Source organism: Bradyrhizobium sp. 170, from assembly GCF_023101085.1.
Taxonomy (GTDB): Bacteria; Pseudomonadota; Alphaproteobacteria; order Rhizobiales; family Xanthobacteraceae; genus Bradyrhizobium.
In genome coordinates, this window is record NZ_CP064703.1 from 1,065,754 (window position 1) to 1,084,440 (window position 18,687).

19 protein-coding genes are annotated in these 18,687 nt (G+C 63.3%); 11 read left to right on the plus strand and 8 right to left on the minus strand.

From position 1 onward, the window contains the following. The first annotated feature begins 15 nt into the window (after positions 1–15). The 4 genes from IVB05_RS05060 to IVB05_RS05075 all read left to right on the plus strand — a co-directional run bounded on the left by IVB05_RS05060 (position 16) and on the right by IVB05_RS05075 (position 3,529). Entirely contained in the window at positions 16–822 is an 807-nt protein-coding gene (locus IVB05_RS05060) for an alpha/beta hydrolase (RefSeq protein WP_247783347.1), read from the plus strand. Between the two features lie 54 nt (positions 823–876). Continuing rightward, positions 877–1,974 (plus strand): ionic transporter y4hA, encoded by a 1,098-nt coding sequence (locus IVB05_RS05065; RefSeq protein WP_247783348.1) that lies wholly within the window; start codon positions 877–879, stop codon positions 1,972–1,974. 21 nt (positions 1,975–1,995) lie between these two features. Further along, positions 1,996–2,280, plus strand: coding sequence for a cupin domain-containing protein (locus IVB05_RS05070; RefSeq protein ID WP_247783349.1), 285 nt, complete (start codon positions 1,996–1,998; stop codon positions 2,278–2,280). Between the two features lie 205 nt (positions 2,281–2,485). After that, a complete protein-coding gene (locus IVB05_RS05075; RefSeq protein WP_247783350.1) occupies positions 2,486–3,529 on the plus strand; it encodes a hypothetical protein in 1,044 nt (347 codons plus the stop codon). Between the two features lie 197 nt (positions 3,530–3,726). Here the strand turns inward: IVB05_RS05075 and IVB05_RS05080 are convergent, their stop codons facing one another. Then, positions 3,727–4,371: a tetratricopeptide repeat protein gene (locus tag IVB05_RS05080; protein WP_247783351.1), complete on the minus strand. Its 645-nt coding sequence runs from the start codon at positions 4,369–4,371 to the stop codon at positions 3,727–3,729. A gap of 221 nt (positions 4,372–4,592) precedes the next feature. Further along, positions 4,593–4,898 carry a 30S ribosomal protein S21 gene (gene rpsU / locus IVB05_RS05085; protein ID WP_057838472.1) on the minus strand — a complete coding sequence of 102 codons (306 nt, stop codon included), beginning with the start codon at positions 4,896–4,898 and terminating at the stop codon, positions 4,593–4,595. A 256-nt stretch (positions 4,899–5,154) separates the two neighbouring features. Between rpsU and aqpZ the strand changes: the two genes are divergently transcribed. Beyond that, positions 5,155–5,877 (plus strand): aquaporin Z, encoded by a 723-nt coding sequence (gene aqpZ, locus IVB05_RS05090; RefSeq protein WP_247783352.1) that lies wholly within the window; start codon positions 5,155–5,157, stop codon positions 5,875–5,877. A 133-nt stretch (positions 5,878–6,010) separates the two neighbouring features. Here the strand turns inward: aqpZ and IVB05_RS05095 are convergent, their stop codons facing one another. Next, positions 6,011–7,114, minus strand: coding sequence for a 5-(carboxyamino)imidazole ribonucleotide synthase (locus IVB05_RS05095; RefSeq protein WP_247783353.1), 1,104 nt, complete (start codon positions 7,112–7,114; stop codon positions 6,011–6,013). After that, complete coding sequence (gene purE, locus IVB05_RS05100; protein WP_247783354.1) at positions 7,111–7,599, minus strand: 5-(carboxyamino)imidazole ribonucleotide mutase; 489 nt, start codon at positions 7,597–7,599, stop codon at positions 7,111–7,113. Before purE ends, IVB05_RS05095 begins: the two co-directional genes overlap by 4 nt. A 151-nt stretch (positions 7,600–7,750) precedes the next feature. On the opposite strand from purE, the gene IVB05_RS05105 reads away from it, so the two are divergent. After that, the gene (locus IVB05_RS05105) at positions 7,751–8,434 is read left to right on the plus strand and encodes a GGDEF domain-containing protein (protein WP_247783355.1); all 684 of its coding nucleotides are present in this window, start codon (positions 7,751–7,753) and stop codon (positions 8,432–8,434) included. 122 nt (positions 8,435–8,556) lie between these two features. On the opposite strand, the gene IVB05_RS05110 is transcribed toward IVB05_RS05105, so the two are convergent. The 3 genes from IVB05_RS05110 to IVB05_RS05120 all read right to left on the minus strand — a co-directional run bounded on the left by IVB05_RS05110 (position 8,557) and on the right by IVB05_RS05120 (position 9,477). Then, positions 8,557–8,808, minus strand: a complete 252-nt coding sequence (locus tag IVB05_RS05110; RefSeq protein WP_247518444.1) for a hypothetical protein — start codon at positions 8,806–8,808, stop codon at positions 8,557–8,559. A gap of 23 nt (positions 8,809–8,831) precedes the next feature. Continuing rightward, entirely contained in the window at positions 8,832–9,044 is a 213-nt protein-coding gene (locus IVB05_RS05115; protein ID WP_212419233.1) for a hypothetical protein, read from the minus strand. A 226-nt stretch (positions 9,045–9,270) separates the two neighbouring features. Next, positions 9,271–9,477, minus strand: coding sequence for a DUF465 domain-containing protein (locus IVB05_RS05120; RefSeq protein WP_057851906.1), 207 nt, complete (start codon positions 9,475–9,477; stop codon positions 9,271–9,273). Between the two features lie 341 nt (positions 9,478–9,818). On the opposite strand from IVB05_RS05120, the gene IVB05_RS05125 reads away from it, so the two are divergent. Beyond that, the gene (locus tag IVB05_RS05125; RefSeq protein ID WP_247783356.1) at positions 9,819–10,004 is read left to right on the plus strand and encodes a DUF465 domain-containing protein; all 186 of its coding nucleotides are present in this window, start codon (positions 9,819–9,821) and stop codon (positions 10,002–10,004) included. A gap of 79 nt (positions 10,005–10,083) precedes the next feature. On the opposite strand, the gene IVB05_RS05130 is transcribed toward IVB05_RS05125, so the two are convergent. Next, positions 10,084–11,187 carry an NAD(P)/FAD-dependent oxidoreductase gene (locus tag IVB05_RS05130; protein ID WP_247783357.1) on the minus strand — a complete coding sequence of 368 codons (1,104 nt, stop codon included), beginning with the start codon at positions 11,185–11,187 and terminating at the stop codon, positions 10,084–10,086. 258 nt (positions 11,188–11,445) lie between these two features. On the opposite strand from IVB05_RS05130, the gene IVB05_RS05135 reads away from it, so the two are divergent. From IVB05_RS05135 to IVB05_RS05150, 4 genes are all read left to right on the plus strand, one after another. Beyond that, positions 11,446–14,148 (plus strand): EAL domain-containing protein, encoded by a 2,703-nt coding sequence (locus IVB05_RS05135; protein ID WP_247783358.1) that lies wholly within the window; start codon positions 11,446–11,448, stop codon positions 14,146–14,148. 408 nt (positions 14,149–14,556) lie between these two features. Beyond that, the gene (locus IVB05_RS05140) at positions 14,557–16,083 is read left to right on the plus strand and encodes an ABC-F family ATP-binding cassette domain-containing protein (RefSeq protein ID WP_247783359.1); all 1,527 of its coding nucleotides are present in this window, start codon (positions 14,557–14,559) and stop codon (positions 16,081–16,083) included. A 112-nt stretch (positions 16,084–16,195) separates the two neighbouring features. Beyond that, complete coding sequence (locus IVB05_RS05145; RefSeq protein ID WP_247783360.1) at positions 16,196–17,656, plus strand: glycerol-3-phosphate dehydrogenase; 1,461 nt, start codon at positions 16,196–16,198, stop codon at positions 17,654–17,656. A gap of 14 nt (positions 17,657–17,670) precedes the next feature. Next, positions 17,671–18,687, plus strand: coding sequence for an adenylate/guanylate cyclase domain-containing protein (locus tag IVB05_RS05150; protein WP_247783361.1), 1,017 nt, complete (start codon positions 17,671–17,673; stop codon positions 18,685–18,687).

Sequence of the window (18,687 nt, forward strand, 5' to 3'; positions counted from 1 at the left end):
GCTCCCAGGAAATTCATGACCGTACTGAAATGGCTACTGATCGTCGTCTCAGTCGGTTATGTCTGCGGACTGCTCGCGTTGTTCTTCGCGCAGCGCGCCGTCCTGTTTCCGGCCCCGACGGGTGCGCGCACGGCGCCACAAGCAGCGGGCTTTCCGGAGGCCGAAGAGCATATTCTGACCACGGCTGACGGTGAGAAGGTCATCGTCTGGCACGTTCCGGCCAGGCCGGGCCGTCCGGTCGTGCTCTACTTCCATGGCAATGGCGACTATCTCGCCGGCTTCTTCGGCCGCTTTCGCAGCATCATCGCCGACGGGACCGGGGTCGTTGTATTGTCCTATCGCGGCTATGCGGGCTCAACCGGGCAGCCGAGCGAGCACGGATTGCTGCAGGATGCCGCGGCGGCCTATGCCTTTACGGCCGCGCGCTATCGCGCGGACAACATCGTCGTCTGGGGCTTCTCGCTTGGCACCGGCGTTGCGGTGGCGCTTGCGGCAGATCAGCGGATCGGGAGGTTGATCCTGGAAGCTTCCTATACGTCGATCACCGATGTCGCCGCGTCGGCGTTCTGGTTTGCACCCGTGCGTCTATTGATGCGGGATCAGTTCCGTTCCGACGCGCAGATCGCGAGGGTCAAGGTTCCGCTGCTCGTGATGCATGGCGCGCTGGATCCCACGATACCCGTTGCCTTTGGCGAGCGGCTGTTTGCGCTGGCGAACGAGCCGAAACGGTTTGTCCGCCTTGCCCGAGGCGGTCATAACGATCTGGATAATTTCGGCGCGATTGAAATCGCGCGAAATTTCATCAACCTTGCGAGGGGGTGATGGCTGTTATGGTGGGCGCATCCTGCGTCCACGAACCTGTTGGGATTTGATCGCATGAGCGCACACGGACCGATGCCGCGATCGGCCTGGATATTCCCGGCGCTGGCGATGCTGCTGTTTGCCGTGGCCATCGCCCTCGGGCTCAACTTTACGCCGTCAGTCGGTGGGTTCTTGTTCGCGGTGGTGCTGCTGGCGATCCTGTTCGGCACCGTGTTCGCAGCCGTGCATCATGCCGAGGTGATCGCCGAGCGAATCGGCGAGCCCTACGGCACGCTGCTGTTGACGCTTGCGGTCACCATCATCGAGGTCGCGCTGATCGCCACCATCATGCTCGGCGACAAGCCGCAACCGGCGCTGGCGCGCGACACCGTGTTCGCGGTGGTGATGATCGTGTGCAACGGCCTCGTCGGCCTCTGCATCTTCATCGGCGGCCTGCGCTACCGCGAGCAGGATTTTCAGGTCTCGGGCGCGAACCTTTATCTCAGCGTGCTGTTCGTGCTGGCGACCATCACGCTGATCATGCCGAACTATACGCTGACGGCGCCGGGGCCGATCTATTCAGCGGCCCAGCTCGGATTCGTCAGCATCGTCACCCTCGTTCTCTATGCCGTGTTTCTCTATACCCAGACCATCCGGCATCGTGATTATTTCATCAACCAGGCCAAAGGCGAGGCGGCCGGCGAATCCCGACTGTCCAACCGGATGCTGGCGCTCAGCATCGCGCTGTTGCTTGTGTCCCTGCTGGCGGTGGTGCTGCTGGCCAAGAAATTTTCGACGGTCGTCGATGCCGTGACCGCGATGATTGGCGCGCCGTCCGCCTTCGCAGGCGTGATCGTGGCGGCGTTGATCCTGCTGCCGGAGGGCGTTGCGGCGGTCGGCGCCGCGCGCAGGAACGACCTGCAGAAAAGCATCAATCTCGCGCTCGGCTCTTCGCTCGCCACGATCGGGCTGACGGTGCCGGCGGTCGCAGTCGTCGCCTACACGCTCGACAAGCAGCTGGTGCTCGGGCTCAATGCGCCGGAGATGGTGCTCTTGGTGCTGACCTTCGTCATCAGCATGCTCACCTTCGGCACCGGCCGCACCAACATCCTGTTCGGGCTCGTGCACATGCTGGTATTCGCCGTGTTCCTGTTTATGGTGTTCGTGCCGTAATTCCCCTGGAGTGAATCTGATATGATCGCCGCCAAATCCGACATTCAGGTCGATACATCAGAAGTCCGCGTTACCGAGTGGCGGCTGCCGCCGGGCAGCGCTACCGGCCATCACACCCACGGGATGGATTATGTGATCGTGCCGGTGACCTCGGGCGAGATGACCATCGTCGCGCCGAACGGCGATCGCACCAAGGCGCAGCTCGGGGCCGGCAAATCCTATTTCCGGAAAGCCGGCGTCCAGCACGACGTGCTCAACGAGACGGCAGCCGAGATCGTGTTTCTGGAGGTCGAACTGAAGCCCTGACCATCCGCCGTGGAGCCGTGGCCCGGGGCCGGGCGGCGGCGGGAACCGTTAACCTCCCGGAAACGAAACCTGGATTTTCCGGCTCGATCCAGGCCGGCGTTGCCCGGCCTGCACGGGAACTGCTGAATTGCCTCCGATCCGTCGCAGTTGATCCCTCAATGTGCCTCAAAGTTCCGGCAATTGAAGGACCGCGGGGAGGGTCGGAATGCTGAATTACCTGAAGAAGTTCGCCGTAGACATCTTTCCCTCGGTCGCTGCGACCGTCATCGGGGCGTACATCGTCAACCACTACATCGTGAGCAAGCCCAACGCGGACGCTCCTGCCGCTGCGGTGTCGACCGCCAACCCCAAGGGGGAAGGCAAGGCTGAAGCCAAATCCGACGCCAAGTCGGCCGACACCACGGCCAGTGTCAGCAATCTCCCGGCTGCCGGCGTCAAGGCGAGGGGAATCTCCGAGAAGGCCATCATGGAAAAGACCGCTGCCGAGCGGCCGGCGGTGGTCGAAAAGGCCCAGGAAAAGACCGACGCAAAAGCCGAAGCGAAGGCTGACGCCAAGCCCGACACCAAGTCCTCCGACACCAAGTCCGCCGATTCCAAGTCCTCCGATTCCAAGTCGGATGTGAAATCGGCCGAAAGCCCGGCCGAGGCCCGTCATGCAGCGGCGCCGCGTGAAAAGGAAAAGATCAGAGTCATACTGCCGTCACCCGTGCAGCCCGTGAATTCCTCGGCGGCTCCGGTTGCGGCGACAGCACCGGCCGCCCCGGTCGAGACTGCGGCTGCGCCGGAAGAAAGGCGCGATGCCAACGATCTGGCGCGCGCCGCGATCGAGCGCCTGCGCGTCAATGGCGAAACCTCTCCGCGCGCGCCTGAGACGGCCCGCGCCCCCGAAGCGCCCAGGGTTGCGAATGCGCCCGTGGTGACGAACGCGCCTGTGGTCGCCAATGCACCTGCCGCCGCGAATGCGCCCGCCCTTCGTCCGCTGCCGCCGCCCATCATGGTCTCGGGCTCGCCGGCGGGCGACCCCTATGGTCAGCCATCGTCTGGTCAGACTTCGTCGCAGGCGCGGCCGCCTTATGCCGAAGCCGTCAATCCGAACCGCCCAACGCCGCCTGCCGAAATTCCGGTCTCGCGCCCGCTCGATCTGCGTGCCGAAGTGGCCGAACCTTCCGTGCGCGAACGCGCCACGGCGGCCGCCGAGGACGCGTTGTCGACCGCCAAGTCACTCTTCCACGCGGTGCTGCCGAAATAAGTCTATGACCTCTTCGGGCGAGGCAGGTCCTCGGACTTGATCCGAGGGCTTTTGTCTGGCGCAAGGAAACGCGCCAGCAAAGCTGCAGCCCGGCTCCTCACTCAATCAAAAACCGCGAAGACCCTGGAGCCTCATTCCGATGGAATCGGAATGAGGCTCTGGATTTTTGATTTGACGCGTATTCTTGACGCTCACATCTAGCCGCCGGTGCGCGCGAGGCCGCTTCGCGCGGCTTCGTCCTTGGGGCGGAGCGCGAGCGCACGGCCGTAGGAGGTGAACGCCTTGGCCTTGTCGCCGAGACGTTCATAGGTGACGCCACGAGCCGACCAGGCTTGCGCGCTGTTGGGATCGGCCTGCACCGCCTCGTCCAGATCGGAAGCGGCCTCCTTTGTCTTGTCGATGGCGAGGTAGCTGGTTGCACGCGCCAGCAGCGGCTCGACCCGTTGCGGCGTCAGGCCGTTGGCCGCAGTGAAATCCGCGATCGCTTGCTCATGCCGCTTGTCGGCCTGATAGATCAGGCCGCGGCCGTACAGCGCCGGCACGCTGTAGGGATCGAGTGTGAGCGCGCGGTCGAATTCCGCCAGCGCTTCTTCGGGCTTGCCGGATTTGGCGAGAGTTTGGCCGCGCGTAGTGTAGCCTTGGGCGTCGCTGACGCTTTGTCCGCTGATCGTGCCCGTCGGTTTCTGCTCGACGGCCTGTGGCTTCTCCTTGTCCGATCCCCATGATCCCAGGTCGAACGAACAGCCACCGAGAGGAACAGTGAGAACGATCGCCAGCAGCGCGATGGGTACGGCCGTGAAGCGCGAAGCGCAGGGAAGGGCATTGTAATCCGTAACGGCCATGCAGCGGAATACTCTCGCGTGTTCAATACGGCATAGGTAACCCGATGAGCCGCAAAATGCATCGGTCAAAATAGCCGCAACGGCCGGCGAAGGAGATGCGAGTGATCGAGCACGCCGCTCGCACCGGCGCTGATTATCCCATCCTGCCGGATCTGCGATGGCGAAAACAAAAACGCGGGCCTGAGGCCCGCGTTTTCAACTCAAATCTTTCTAGAACGCGCTCAGCGCGGTCCGCGCGGACCTGCGCCCGGGCCACCACGACCGCCAGCGCCGCCACGGTCGCCACCGGGACCGGCGCCGAACACCGGCTTCGGCTTCATCGGCAGCAGGCCTTCGCGCTGCAGCTTCTTGCGGGCCAGCTTGCGCGCGCGGCGCACGGCTTCGGCCTTTTCACGGGCCTTCTTTTCGGAGGGCTTTTCGTAGTGCCCGCGGAGCTTCATCTCGCGGAAAATACCCTCGCGCTGCATCTTCTTCTTCAGCGCCTTGAGGGCTTGATCGACATTGTTATCGCGGACGAGAACCTGCACGCGGCATCCTCTTTCAATTGATCGGATAGGAATTCTGGTAAAGTTAAAGGGCCGGCGAAAGGCCTGGCCCTTAACCCTGAACGCGGGCATGTAGCAGACAAATCCGCTATTGTCCACCTGAGAAGCCGGTTTCCCCGCCCCGGAAAGCCACGAAAATCGGCGGGATCCGGCACCGGTGCGACCCTGGTTCCTCAAATAACGAGCCCATCACGGGCTCCCCCTAGCATCCGGCAACCTAAACATGCGGGAGGCGAGTATGAATACCAAAAAATATACCGCTGAAGCGATCGGCACGTTTTGGCTCACGTTTGCGGGATGCGGCAGCGCGGTCATCGCCGCCGGCTTTCCTCAGGTCGGCATAGGCCTGGTCGGCGTGTCCTTGGCGTTCGGCCTGAGCGTCGTGACGATGGCCTATGCGATCGGCCACATCTCCGGCTGCCATCTCAATCCCGCCGTCACGATCGGCCTCGCGGCCGGCGGACGGTTTCCGGTGCAGCAGATCGTTCCTTACGTGATCGCGCAGGTGATCGGCGCGGTCGTTGCCGCGGCGCTGCTCTATGTGATCGCAAGCGGCGCGCCCGGCTTCGATCTGGCCAAGGGCTTTGCCTCCAACGGCTATGACGCGCATTCGCCCGGGCAGTACAACATGATGGTCTGCTTCATCACCGAAGTGGTGATGACCATGATTTTCCTGTTCATCATCATGGGCGCCACCCACGGCAAGGCGCCCGCGGGCTTTGCGCCGCTCGCCATCGGATTGGCGCTGGTGATGATCCACCTTGTCAGCATTCCCGTCACCAACACGTCGGTGAATCCCGCGCGCAGCACCGGACCCGCGCTGTTCGTCGGCGGCTGGGCGCTGGCGCAACTCTGGCTGTTCTGGGTTGCGCCGCTGATCGGCGGTGCGCTCGGCGGTGCGATCTATCGCTGGCTCAGCGAGGAGCCGGCCGGCATTGTGGAAGGCCTGAAGAGGGCCTGATCTTTCAAACGCGCCCGGCGAGAGCACGGGTAGAGCGTTTTCGAGCGAAGTGGACACCCGGTTCGCGTCAAGAAAACGCGTCAAACAAGAATCTAGAGCCCGGTTCTGATTAGATCAGAACCGGGCTCTAGCGCTATTTCTTGCTGGCCGGGGACACCTCGGTGACATGGCCCATCTTGCGGCCCGGCCGCGGCGGGCCCTTGCCGTAAAGGTGCACGGTGGCGCCGGGCACCGTCAGCCATTGCTCGTAGTCGAGGATATCGTCGCCGATCAGGTTGGTCATGGTGACCTCGCCGTGACGAACCGGCTTGCCGAGCGGCCAGCCGGCGATCGCCCTGATGTGCTGCTCGAACTGGGAGATCGAGGCGCCGTCCAGCGTCCAGTGTCCGGAATTATGCACCCGCGGGGCAATCTCGTTGACCAGCACGTGCGGCCCGCCGTTTCCGGCAACGACGAACAATTCGACTGCGAGCACGCCGACATAGTCGAGCGCGTTGGCGATCTTCTCGGCGACGGCACGCGCGTCTGCGGCCAGCGCATCCGAGATCGCGGCGGGCGCGCGCGAGAATTTCAGGATGTGATCGCGGTGTTCGTTTTCGGTGACATCGTAGCATTCGACCTCGCCGTCCGCCGAGCGCGCGGCGATCACGGAGATCTCGCGCTCGAAGGGAACGAAGGCTTCGAGGATCGCGGATTTGGTGCCGAGGTCTTCCCAGACTTGAGCGGGGTCGTCGCCTTCGCGAATGATCGCCTGGCCCTTGCCGTCATAGCCGAAGCGGCGGGTCTTGATCACGGCGGGAAGGCCGATGCGCGCAATGGCGCTCTGCAGCGTTTCCACCGACGACACGTCGGCATAGTCGGCGGTGTCGATGCCGAGCCGCTTGACGAAATCTTTTTCGATCAGCCGGTCCTGCGTGGTTTCGAGGATCCTCTGCGCCGGCAATACCGGACGCCGCGCGGCGAGCACCATGGCGGTGGCGGCCGGCACGTTCTCGAATTCATAGGTGATGACGTCGACATCGTTGGCGAACAACTCCAGCGCCTCGACGTCGGCATATTCGGCACAGGTCGCGTTCAGCACAACGTCGAAGGCGGGCGAGTCCGGGTCCGGCGAAAACACCTGGCATTTCAGGCCAAGGCGCGCCGCCGCCATCGCCAGCATCCGGCCCAATTGTCCACCGCCGAGAATTCCGATGGTGTCGCCCGGCTTCAGCTTCACCTTGCCTGAAGCCGTCACGCCGATCCCTCCGGACGCTCCTTGACGGCGTCGGTCTGCTGCTTGCGCCACGCAGCCAATCGCGCTGCCAGCGCCGCGTCATTCAGCGCGAGCACGCTTGCCGCAAGCAGCGCGGCGTTGATGGCGCCGGCCTTGCCGATCGCGAGTGTTCCAACGGGAACGCCGGCCGGCATCTGCACGATCGAGTAAAGTGAATCGAGCCCCGACAGCGCCTTCGATTCGACGGGAACGCCGAACACCGGCAGTTCCGTCAGCGCCGCCGCCATGCCCGGCAGATGGGCTGCTCCGCCGGCGCCGGCGATGATGACCTTGAAGCCTGCGGCCTTGGCGCCTTTGGCGAAGGCAAACAGCCGGTCCGGTGTCCGGTGGGCCGAGACGATGCGCTTTTCGCAGTCGATCCCGAGCGCCGTCAGCGTTTCGGCGGCATGGCGCATGGTCTCCCAGTCGGACTGGCTGCCCATGATGATGGCGATGGGTGTGGTCATCTCGTCAATTCTGTTCGGGAATCCAGAAACATAGGCCGATTATAGGGTCGGCCCGGGGCTCATCCAAGGCGTGGCAAGGGATCAGGAATGGACTATCCTGTCTTGGTGAATCCCGGCAAGCCTTCATAAGCAAGCCTGCACAGGGAAGGCCATGAAGAAGAAAACCAGGGCGACCGCCTCCAGGGCCGGAAAACGCCCCAAAACCGCGGTTTCCGGGCGAAAAACCGCCCCGCGGCGGTCATCCGCCCCGGGATCCCGGCCGCCGGCGGTGTCCAACGGCACCAAGGCGACGATTCGCCGGCTGAAGGCGGAACTGGCCCGGACGCAGACGCAGATCGAGGAACTTCAGGCCTCCGCCGATACCGATTTCCTGCTGGGCATTCCAAACCGGCGCGGCTTCGAGCGCGAACTCAGTCGCGCGATCGCCTACATCAAACGCTATCGCGCCGGCGGCGCCCTAGTCGTGCTCGATGTCGATCGCTTAAAGCCGATCAACGACGCCTTCGGACACGCCGCAGGCGACCAGGTGCTCAAGGCTATCGTCACGGCGCTGCTCGCGCAGGTGCGCGCTTCCGACGTGGTCGGCCGGCTGGGCGGCGACGAGTTCGCGCTGCTGTTGTGGAATCTCAGCGAGACCGACGCCAAGGCAAAGGCAGCCGCGCTGGAGGAGGCGATCGATCGCCTCACCTTCGTGTTCGATGGCCGCACCATTACCGCGGGCGCCTCCGCGGGTGTCTCCATTCTCGATACCCATTCCGAAGCCGGCCGCGCGCTGGAAGCAGCCGACAGCGCCATGTATGTCCGCAAGGCGCTGCGGCGGCATGAGATGTCGTGAATTCGCGCGTCGTCATTGCGGAGCGAAGCAATCCATCGCACGGCATAACGGATAGATGGATTGCTTCGTCCGCTTCGCTCCCTTGCGCAAACGCTTCGCGTTTGTCGCAGGCAATGACGACGCTACAACCCGCTAAGGTCATCCGGCACATTGCCGAACTTGCGCAGCAATTTCGCGTCGCCGAATTCGCCGATCATCGGATCGCCGCTGCGGCTGAAGGCGACGGCGCCGATGCTGCCGGCCATTCGCGACATCGTCTCGGCGCGCCGTAACGCGGTCGTCGGGCTCTGGCATTCTTCCGCGGCTCCCGCCATCGGCGTGCCGCTATCATCCTGCAGGAATGGCATTGCGACGTAATATGTGACATCGGCCATTGGTTCGCTCCGGTGGTGATTGATCAGGCCGCGTCGCTCTCCGCATGGGAGGTTCTCGCCGGCACGCAGCCGGCGGCGATGGCCGCCTGCAATTCCTCCAGTTCGGTTTCCAGATACTCGTTCGCCATGATCAGCGCCTTGATGGTCGAGCGCAGATTGCCGTCGCACATCGCGATGGCTTGATCGCAGGCCTGCTCGTAGCGGCTGTTGTCGGACAGGGGTGAGGTGACGGACATGGCGGGACTCCCGAGGCTGGCGGCAGGACGGCATGTTCTCTTTTTGTTCTCAAGGAGTCAAGCCGCATCCGCCAACCGGAAACCTGTTTTTCGGTCGGCCGTCCGGCAGGATCTTCGCTACGCCGGGCTGTGTGATGTCGCGGGTTGTGTGGATGTCGGGGAAAAGATCTGCCGGAAGGCGGACGTTTTGGCGAGCCGAATTGGCCGAACGAGGCAAGCGCAACGATCAGGCGATGATATCAGGCGTGATCTGGTCTTCGATGAAGGCGATGCGGTCGCGCAATTGCAATTTGCGTTTCTTCAGCCGCTGCAGCCGCAGCAGGTCCGGCGCCGGCGACTGATGCAACGCGTCGATCGCCGCATCGAGATCGCGATGCTCCTGCTGCAGCCGGGCGAGCTCGTTTTCAAGCTCGCGCTCATCATCGTCGGTCATGGTGTACGTTAGCTGAAAGCATGATGAGGTTGTGAACGGATTATCCTAGAGCGTGATGACTTTTCTTCGAATTGTCATCCCGCTCTAGCTCTTTGATTTGAGCATGATCTCCGCGCAAACCGGAACGCGTTTGCGCGGAGATCATGCTCAAGGCTGGCAGTGAATATCGTCCCTGCGAGGCTGGTCCGCAAGCTGACCGGGTTCCCATACTCACGATTGGTTACAGATAAATCCGAAAATATGACAGGCGCGATTCTGGATACCCATCGACAGATTCGTCGTCTGGTGTACACTCCCGCGTCCGGATCGAATCTGAGGTTCAACCACCGAGGAGATTTCGTATGGCACTACAGGCGCATCTTGTTGAACTTGAACGTAAACACAAGATTCTCGAGAATGAATTGCACGAAGCGCTCGTGCACCTTTCCACAGACGACCTGCAAATTGTCGAGTTGAAGCGCCGCAAGTTGATGGTCAAGGATGAGATTGAGCGGTTGAAGCATACCGCCAGCGAAACTCTCCACTAACAGTCCCAGCAAAAGTATCGAAAGTCCCCACACGGCCGGATGGGCGCCGATGCGCTCATCCGCCCGCATGTGGGCTCTGTCAAAGCTCCACCAGCGCGCCGACATGATCGGCGATCGCGAGCGATGACGTCAGTCCCGGCGATTCGATACCGAACAGATTGATCAGCCCGGCGACGCCGTGATCGGCTGGGCCCTGGATCAGAAAATCCTGCGTGGCAACTGCCGGCGGCACGATCTTCGGCCGGATTCCGGAATAGCTCGGCATCAGTGCGCCGTCCGGCAGCGTCGGCCAGTAGCGCCGGATCGCGGGGTAGAATCGCTCGGCACGAGCAGGATCCACCGCATAGTCGATGCTCTCGATCCATTCCACGTCGGGGCCGAAACGAGCCTGTCCCGCCATGTCGAGCGTCAGGTGCACGCCCAGCCCGCCGGGCTCCGGCACCGGATAGATCAGGTGTGAAAACGGGGCCCGCGCGCTGCAACTGAAATAATTGCCCTTGGCCAGATAGGCGCAGGGGATCAGCCCGACCGGCATGCCTTCGATGCTGCGCGCCACTGCGGGCGCGCTTAAGCCCGCCGTGTTGACGAGCAGGTTGCATGCAAGCGTCATCGGCGCGTCACCGCCGGCTTCGATTTCGATCCGGCCGCCACCGGCCCGGGCGCGCAACAGCGGCGTGTGGAACGCATAGGCCGCGCCCGCTTCCTCCGCGTCGCCCCGCAGCGCCAGCATGTAGGCGTGGCTGTCGATGATGCCGGTGGTGGGCGAGAGCAGGGCCGCATCGCAGTTGAGCGCCGGCTCCAGCGCGCGCGCGGCCTCGCCCGTCAGCAACTGCAGATCGTCGACGCCATTGGCTTCGGCATGCGCGCGGATCGACTGCAGCTTTTCGGTTTCGCCTGGTGTCGTCGCCACGATCAGCTTGCCGCAATTGCGATGGGGAATGCCGTGGTCGCGGCAATACTGGTAGAGGGCGCGCTTGCCGCTCACGCACATCTGCGCCATCAGGCTGCCGGCGCGGTAGTAGATACCGGCGTGAATCACCTCGCTGTTGCGGGAGGAGGTGATGGTACCGATGCCCTCAGCGGCCTCGAGCACGATCACTTCGCGGCCCGCCTGGGCCAGCCGCCGTGCGATCGCGAGCCCGATCACTCCCGCTCCGATGACGACGCAATCGACCTTGTCCATGTCAGCTTCGGACCTGGGAATCTGGCGTGGAAATCGGCGCCTGCCACGCCCGGCAATCATCGTTTCGTCCGCCCGAGCAGTCAAACAACCCGTTGGTTTGCCTCGAAATACGCCGCGAACGCAGTCCCGTTAGTGAAGCATTAATCATGTCAGGCCAATTGCCGTAATTTGGGTCATATTTTAGAATTGTACGGGTAGTCATTTACCCGATCCAAACCCGTCAAGCCAGACACTCCGCCCGCAAACCTTGGGTGGGTAATGGCTGACAGGAACCGGCAGGCAGGACGGAAGAATTTGATTCCGGCGCAGGCCCTCGTCTGTCTGCTCGCCATGGCTGCGCCGTGCGGACTTGCGTGGGCCGCGGCTTCCGCGGGCTTTGCGCCGGCGAGCTATATCGGCGAATTCGATCCCAATCAGGTGTGGGAACTGCTGCTCGGGGGGATCGCCGTCGTTTCCTTCCTGGTTGCGATCGGGATCTGGATACTGGCGGCGTTGCGCGGGGCCAAGAGCGCACAATTGCAGCGCAGCGCATTCATCGGCTCGGCGCTCAACACGCTCAACCAGGGCGTGATGATAACCAACGCGCAAAACCGCGTGGTCTTCTGCAACGACCGCTTTCTCGAAATGTACGGGCTCAGCCGCGCCGAGATTTCGAGCTCGATGACCGGCCGCCAACTGGCCGAACTGCGTCTCGCACGCGGCCTGATCAATCTTACCGTCGACGAGTTCAGCAAGCTTGCCCGCCGCCCGGAAGGCGTCGTCACCGAACTGCCGGGCGGGCGATCGGTGCTTTCGAAGATCTTCCGCCTGCCCAATGGCGGGACGATCGGAACGCATGAGGATTGCACCGAGCAGCGCCAGCTGTCGCGCAAACTGGCATCGACCACCAAATTTCTGGAATCGGTGCTCGACAACGTTCCGGTCTGCGTCGCCGCCAAGAACATCGAGGACGGCCGCTATATCTTCGTCAACCGCGCGTTCGAGCGATTCTCGCGCTTCTCACGCGATCACATCATCGGCAAGCGCGCCGACGAAATCTTCCGGCCCGAAACCGCGAAGAGCATCGAGACGGCGGACCAGGCGGCGGTAACGGCGCCGGAAGGCTATCACCGCGGCGAATATTTCGTCGAACGGGGCGACGACAGGCGCGTTCTCTCCTCCAACCGCGTGGTCGCGCGCAACGAGAACAACAAGCCGGAATTCCTGATCGCGCTGTTCGATGACGTCACCGACCGGCGGTCGCTGTCGCGCGAACTCGAAAACACCAAGAAGTTCCTCGAACTGGTGGTCGACAACATCCCGGTGTCGCTGATCGTGGAGCGCGTCAGCGACGGGCGGTATCTGCTCGCCAACCGCAGCGCCGAGACAATTCTCAATCGCCGCCGCGAGGATGCCACCGGCCTGACCGCCGCCGACATCTTCAATCCGCGCGAAGCCAAGCTGATCATCGCGCGCGACGAGGCCGCGATCAAGAAGCGCGGCCTGCTCACCGAAGAGCACCCGATCTCCACCAAGGATGGACTGCGGCTGTTCCTGACCCGCCGCATGACTGTTCTCGACGAGGCCGGCGAGCCGCAATATCTGATCAAGACCCACGAGGACGTCACCGACCGCCGTCAGACCGAATCGCGGATGGCGCACATGGCCTATCATGACGGCCTGACCGATCTGCCGAACCGCGCCGCCTTCCTGCAGGCGCTGGCGCAGATGATCGAGGCCTGCGCCGGCACCGACGAGGAATTCGCGGTGCTGTGCGTCGACCTCGATGGCTTGAAGGAAATCAACGACGTGTTCGGCCATGGGATGGGCGACAAGCTCCTGATCGAGGTCGCGGGCCGCATCCAGGCTTCCGCCCGTGGCGGCGTGGTAGCCCGGCTCTCCGGCGACGAGTTCGGCCTGATCATCGACGGCAAGCAGCCTGAGGCCGGCAAGGCGCTGGCCGAACAGCTCGCGCAAGCCCTGTCGGACGAATTCCTGATCGACGGCAAGTCGGTGCGCACCGGGGTCACCACCGGCATCTCGGTATTTCCGCATCACGGCGCGGACGCGGCTTCGCTGCTGGCCAATTCCGGCGCGGCGCTGTTCCGCGCCAAGCAGAAGTCGCGCGGCTCGATCAGCATTTTCGCGCCCGAGATGGACCAGCAGATCCGCGACCGCCGCGTGCTGCATCAGGACCTCTCGATGGCGATCAGGAACGGCGAATTGTCGTTGTACTATCAGCCGCAGGCCGCGTCGGGCGCAACAGTCGCCGCCAGCAAGATCATCGGCTTCGAGGCGCTGGCGCGCTGGATGCATCCGGTGCGCGGCTTCGTGTCGCCGGGCGAGTTCATCCCGCTGGCGGAAGAAAGCGGCCTGATCGTCGAAATGGGCGTCTGGATCCTGCGCGAAGCCTGTCGCGAGGCCGCCTCCTGGCCGGTACCGATGCAGATCGCCGTCAACCTGTCGCCGGCGCAGTTCATGCGCGGCGACGTGGTCAGCCTGGTGCATTCGATCCTGCTCGAAACCGGCCTGGCTCCCGACCGGCTCGAGCTTGAAATCACGGAAGGCGTGCTGATCGAGGATTTCGATCGCGGCCTTGCGCTGCTGCGGCGGCTGAAGGCGCTCGGCGTCCGCATCTCGATGGACGATTTCGGTTCCGGCTACTCCTCGCTGAGCTATCTGCAGGCGTTCCCGTTCGACAAGATCAAGATCGACCGCGCCTTTGTCATGAACCTCGGGCGCAACCCGCAATCGGCGGCGATCGTGCGCGCCGTCATCGACCTCGGCCACGGCCTCGAAATGTCGATTGTTGCCGAGGGCGTCGAGACCCAGGAACAGCTCAGCTTCCTGTCGGAAGAGGGATGCGACGCGGTGCAGGGCTATTTCCTCGGCAAGCCCCTGCCGATCGGGCAATACGACGCGCTGGTCGGCCGCAGTGCCGCAAACGACGTCGAAACGGCGCGCAAGCTCGCCAGCGCCTGATTTCGCGAAAGCGCGTTGCGCTGCATCGGATGCAAGGCCCGGAGATGCGAAGGCATGCCTGACCTCGAGCTCTTCGCGATTTGATTTCGACGGGACCTTGGCTTGCCTTCCCTCGAGGGCCCGGCTATTTTGGCTCGATAGCTGATCGAGATAGGGAGGGCTGCGCGGTGACGACATTTTTGCGGCACTATCGCCAGCTCGGCCCTGTCAACGCCCTGCAAATGAGTTTGCAGGGCTGACCAGAGACTTTTCCGAGAATCTCTTCCTGGTCTGCCCCGTGGCAATGCGGCGTCGAACGTCTGATCGTTCGCGACCGCATTTTGTAGCTCGCCGCGCTCCAACACGAACATCCGATGACGGCTGCATGCCCCGGACGCCGTGTTTGGCCGGCAAGACCCGGAAACGATCATGACCCTTATCAATATTCGCAATCTTGGCGTGACGCTGAACGCGCCGCTGTTTTCCCGACTGGACCTTTCCGTCAATCCCGGTGACCGCATCGGGCTCGTCGCAGCCAATGGACGCGGCAAGACCACGCTGCTGCGCTGTATTGCAGGCATGGCGGAGCCGAGCGATGGCGAGATCACCCGGTCGCGCGGGCTGACCATCGGCTATGTCGAGCAGGATGTACCGTCCGCGCTCGCGGATATGCCGTTTTATGCGGCGGTGCTCGACATGCTTCCCGTCGAACGACGGGCAAGTGAAAGCTGGAGGGTCGACGTTGCCCTGGAATCGCTTGAGGTGCCCGAGGCGCTGCGACAGAGGCCGCTGAAGCAGCTGAGCGGCGGCTGGCAGCGGTTTGCCATGCTTGCCCGCATCGTGGTGGCCGACGCCGACGTATTGCTGCTCGACGAGCCGACCAACCATTTGGACCTCGCCAGGATTTGTCAGCTTGAAGCCTGGCTGAACGCGCTGCCACGGGAAATGCCGGTCGTCATATCGAGCCATGACCGCGCCTTTCTCGACGCAACCACGAACCGCACGGTATTTTTGCGACCCGGGCGGTCGCAGATATTTTCGTTGCCCTATACGCAGGCTCGCGCTGCGCTGGGCGAGGTGGATGCCTCGGATGAGCGGCGTTACCGGCGTGACCTGAAGGCTGCCGGGCAGCTTCGTCAGCACGCTGCAAAGCTCAACAATATCGGCGTCAATTCCGGCAGCGATCTTCTGTTGCAGAAGACGAAGCAGCTGAAGCAGCGGGCCGAGAAGCTGGAAGATGCGGCAAAGCCCGCCCACCTCGAGCGATCCGCCGGGACGATCAAGCTCGCCAACCGCGGAACGCACGCCAAGGTTCTGATTGCGCTGGACGATGCCGCCGTCGCTACCCCCGACGGCAGGTTGCTGTTCAAGACCGGCAAGCAGTTCATCTGCAAGGGAGACCGGATCGTGCTGCTGGGGCCGAACGGGGCAGGCAAGACCCGGTTCGTGGCGATGCTGCGTCAAGCGATCGAAAACCCGGAAGCCACGCAGGCCGGCATCAAGGTCTCGCAGTCGCTCGCCCTCGGCTATTGTGAACAGAATCTTGCCGATCTTGCCGATGCTGACACGCCGATGCACACGATCGTCAGCCGTTTCGAGGTTGGCGATCAGCGTGCGCGCGCGTTGCTCGCCGGCTCCGGCCTGTCGGTTGCGATGCAAACCCGTCCGATCGGCCGGCTTTCCGGCGGACAGAAGGCGCGTCTCGGTATGCTTTTGCTGCGGCTCGCCGAGCCAAACTTCTATCTGCTCGATGAGCCTACCAACCACCTGGATATCGAGGGGCAGGAAGCGCTGGAAGACGAATTACTGGAGCATCAGGCAAGCTGCGTGCTGGTTTCACACGACCGCAACTTCGTACGAACGGTGGGAAGCCGGTTCTGGCTGATCGAAAGGAAGAGGCTGGTGGAACTGGAAGGACCGGAGCGCTTCTTCGCATCGATCGGTGCAACGAGCTAAAGCGGCGGTTGCCGGTTCTTGTCCGGACTGATTCATTTCCGGGAGCGACATCCACTTTTGGCCATCATGCCCTAGTGTAGTGAGGTCAGATTCTCACCAGTAGCCCTTGCGTATGGCGGACTACGATCTCGCGATCATTGGCGGCGGATTGAACGGCGTCAGCATCGCGCGCGACGCCGCCGGACGGGGCTTGCGCGTGATCCTGGTGGAGCAGGGCGATCTCGGCGCGGGCGCCTCCTCGGCCTCGCCGCGGCTGATCCATGGCGATCTCGCCGGGCTGGAGCGCCGACATTTTCTTCGCGTCCGTTCGGCGCTTGCCGAGCGCGACGTCTGGCTCAGGATAGCGCCGCATCTGGTGCGCCCGATGCGGTTTGCCATCCCTGCGCATTCGGACGAGCGTCCGGCCTGGCAGTTGCGCTCATGGCTGCTGTTGTACGACCGGCTGGCCTCGCGCAACGGCCTGCCGGCCTCGGCGACCGTCGACGTCACCCACCATCCCGTGGGCAACGCGCTGAAGCGCCCGTTCGGCACCGCCTTCGAATATTCCGACTGCGTCGTGGACGATTCTCGGCTGGTGGTTCTCACCGCCGTCGATGCCGCGGCGCGCGGCGCGGTGATTCGCACCGGCGCACGCTGCACCCGGGCCGAACGCGGCAAGGAGTGGCGGCTGGTGACGAAAGATCGCGGCTTTCGCCAGGTGATCACGGCACGGGCGGTCGCCAACGCCACCGGCGCCTGGACGCCGTCCGTCGCCGAGACGGTGTTGCGCGTGCCGCCGCCGAGGGTGGCCGCTGTACAGATGGACCAGATCGTCGTCCGCCGCCTGTTCGACAGCGACAACGTCTATGTATTCCAGAACAGCGACGGACGGCTGATCTTCGCAAGTCCCTATCAGCGCGATTTTACCCTGATCGGCACCGTCAGCCATGCCTTCAAGGGCGATCCCGCCATCGTTGCGATGGCGGCAGGCGACGTCGCCTATCTCTGCGATGCGGCGAACCGCTATTTCCGCGAGCGGATCGAGACGGTCGACGTGGTGCGCACGCTTTCCGGCGCCAACATGGTGCGGAATCCTGCGAGCAGCGGCGACGGGGCGATGGCGCTCGACTACGGACGCGGCAAGGCGCCGCTGATCACGGTTTTCGGCGGCGACGTCACCACCTCGCGGCTGCGCGCGGAAAGGGCGGTCTCCAAGCTGACGCCATTCTATCCGATGTCGGCGCGCTGGACCGCGAAGGCGGCGCTGCCCGGCGGCGATTTTGCGTGGGACCGCTTCGATAACGAGGTCGACGAAGTGCGCGACCGCTGGCGGTTTCTCGGCGAGGACCAGGCGAGGCGTCTGGTCGCCGCCTACGGGTCGAACGCCAAGGTTATCCTCGGCGACGCCAAAGCGCGGAGCGACCTCGGCCCTGCCTTCGGACCGGAATTGACGGGCGCCGAAGTACGCTATCTCATGCAAAAGGAATGGGCCCGATTTCCTGATGACATCCTGTGGCGGCGCACCAAGCTCGGCCTGACCATGCATCCTTCGGATCGCGAGGCGCTGGCTGCGTTGATGGCGGCGCCCGTGTGAAGAATGGATCGGACATGCGGCGTGTGATCAGGCCAACTGTTTTCCTGGCCATTATCGGTTTGCTCGGGGGCATAGCCTATCGCTACTTCATTGACGATCCGATCGAAGCAACGCTGCCGTACTATCTCCGGAGCAGCTTGCATGGGATGGGCATAACACTGGCCGCCTGGGGTGTTCATCTCTACTTCACGTCGCGACGAAGTGCGTGGATCAGCAAATGGCCGCTGCTGATGGATCTGGCGGTGCGCTCCGCGACCATGGCTATCGTCGTCGCGAGCGCGGCGCTGGTGTTGCAGGTGACACTGTACTGGGAATGGATCGAGACGAAGTGGCTGATTGAGAAGTTTCCCATTGCCGTTGCATTTAGCTTCTTCGCGTCCCTGCTGGTCCTGTCAACCTTCGAACTGACACGACTGGTCGGCAGTCGTGTGTTGTTCAATATAGTGCTCGGGCGATACCGAAGCCCAGTGCGGGAAGCGCGCGTGCTGATGTTTCTCGACCTGGCAGGTTCGACATCGCTCGCCGAGTCGATGGGAGAATTGCGCGTGCAAAGCCTGCTTACCCGGTTCTTCTTCGACATCGACGGCGCGATCGTTGCGCATGGCGGCGAGGTTCACGCCTATGTCGGCGATGAGGTCATCGTGACGTGGCCGCTCGACGAGCGGATGTCGGGGGGACGCTGCATCGACTGCTTCTTCGCGATTGCCGACAGCATCGCGGAACGGGCGGACTCGTACCGTAAGGAGTTCGGCATGGTGCCGAATTTCCGCGCCGGCCTGCATGCCGGTCACGTGGTGATTAGCGAGTGCGGCAGCTCACGCCGCCAGCTTGCCTATTTCGGCGATACCGTGAACGTGACGGCGCGGCTGCAGGAGCACTGCAAGGAGGTTGGCCGGAATTTGCTGGTGTCGGCGGACCTGTTGGGCCGCATGAAGCCCAAGCCGGCTTTCGCCGTGGAAGCACTTGGGGAGGTCCGCTTGCGGGGTCGCGCGGCCGCTATCGAGGTATTTGCCGTTGATCGCCGTAGCTGA

Coding starts and splice junctions, on each gene's coding strand:
- IVB05_RS05060 (WP_247783347.1), top strand. CDS start 16: ATGACCGTACTGAAATGGCTACTGATCGTCGTCTCAGTCGGTTATGTC.
- IVB05_RS05065 (WP_247783348.1), top strand. CDS start 877: ATGAGCGCACACGGACCGATGCCGCGATCGGCCTGGATATTCCCGGCG.
- IVB05_RS05070 (WP_247783349.1), top strand. CDS start 1,996: ATGATCGCCGCCAAATCCGACATTCAGGTCGATACATCAGAAGTCCGC.
- IVB05_RS05075 (WP_247783350.1), top strand. CDS start 2,486: ATGCTGAATTACCTGAAGAAGTTCGCCGTAGACATCTTTCCCTCGGTC.
- IVB05_RS05080 (WP_247783351.1), bottom strand. CDS start 4,371: ATGGCCGTTACGGATTACAATGCCCTTCCCTGCGCTTCGCGCTTCACG.
- aqpZ (WP_247783352.1), top strand. CDS start 5,155: ATGAATACCAAAAAATATACCGCTGAAGCGATCGGCACGTTTTGGCTC.
- purE (WP_247783354.1), bottom strand. CDS start 7,599: ATGACCACACCCATCGCCATCATCATGGGCAGCCAGTCCGACTGGGAG.
- IVB05_RS05105 (WP_247783355.1), top strand. CDS start 7,751: ATGAAGAAGAAAACCAGGGCGACCGCCTCCAGGGCCGGAAAACGCCCC.
- IVB05_RS05110 (WP_247518444.1), bottom strand. CDS start 8,808: ATGGCCGATGTCACATATTACGTCGCAATGCCATTCCTGCAGGATGAT.
- IVB05_RS05115 (WP_212419233.1), bottom strand. CDS start 9,044: ATGTCCGTCACCTCACCCCTGTCCGACAACAGCCGCTACGAGCAGGCC.
- IVB05_RS05120 (WP_057851906.1), bottom strand. CDS start 9,477: ATGACCGACGATGATGAGCGCGAGCTTGAAAACGAGCTCGCCCGGCTG.
- IVB05_RS05125 (WP_247783356.1), top strand. CDS start 9,819: ATGGCACTACAGGCGCATCTTGTTGAACTTGAACGTAAACACAAGATT.
- IVB05_RS05130 (WP_247783357.1), bottom strand. CDS start 11,187: ATGGACAAGGTCGATTGCGTCGTCATCGGAGCGGGAGTGATCGGGCTC.
- IVB05_RS05135 (WP_247783358.1), top strand. CDS start 11,446: ATGGCTGACAGGAACCGGCAGGCAGGACGGAAGAATTTGATTCCGGCG.
- IVB05_RS05140 (WP_247783359.1), top strand. CDS start 14,557: ATGACCCTTATCAATATTCGCAATCTTGGCGTGACGCTGAACGCGCCG.
- IVB05_RS05145 (WP_247783360.1), top strand. CDS start 16,196: ATGGCGGACTACGATCTCGCGATCATTGGCGGCGGATTGAACGGCGTC.
- IVB05_RS05150 (WP_247783361.1), top strand. CDS start 17,671: ATGCGGCGTGTGATCAGGCCAACTGTTTTCCTGGCCATTATCGGTTTG.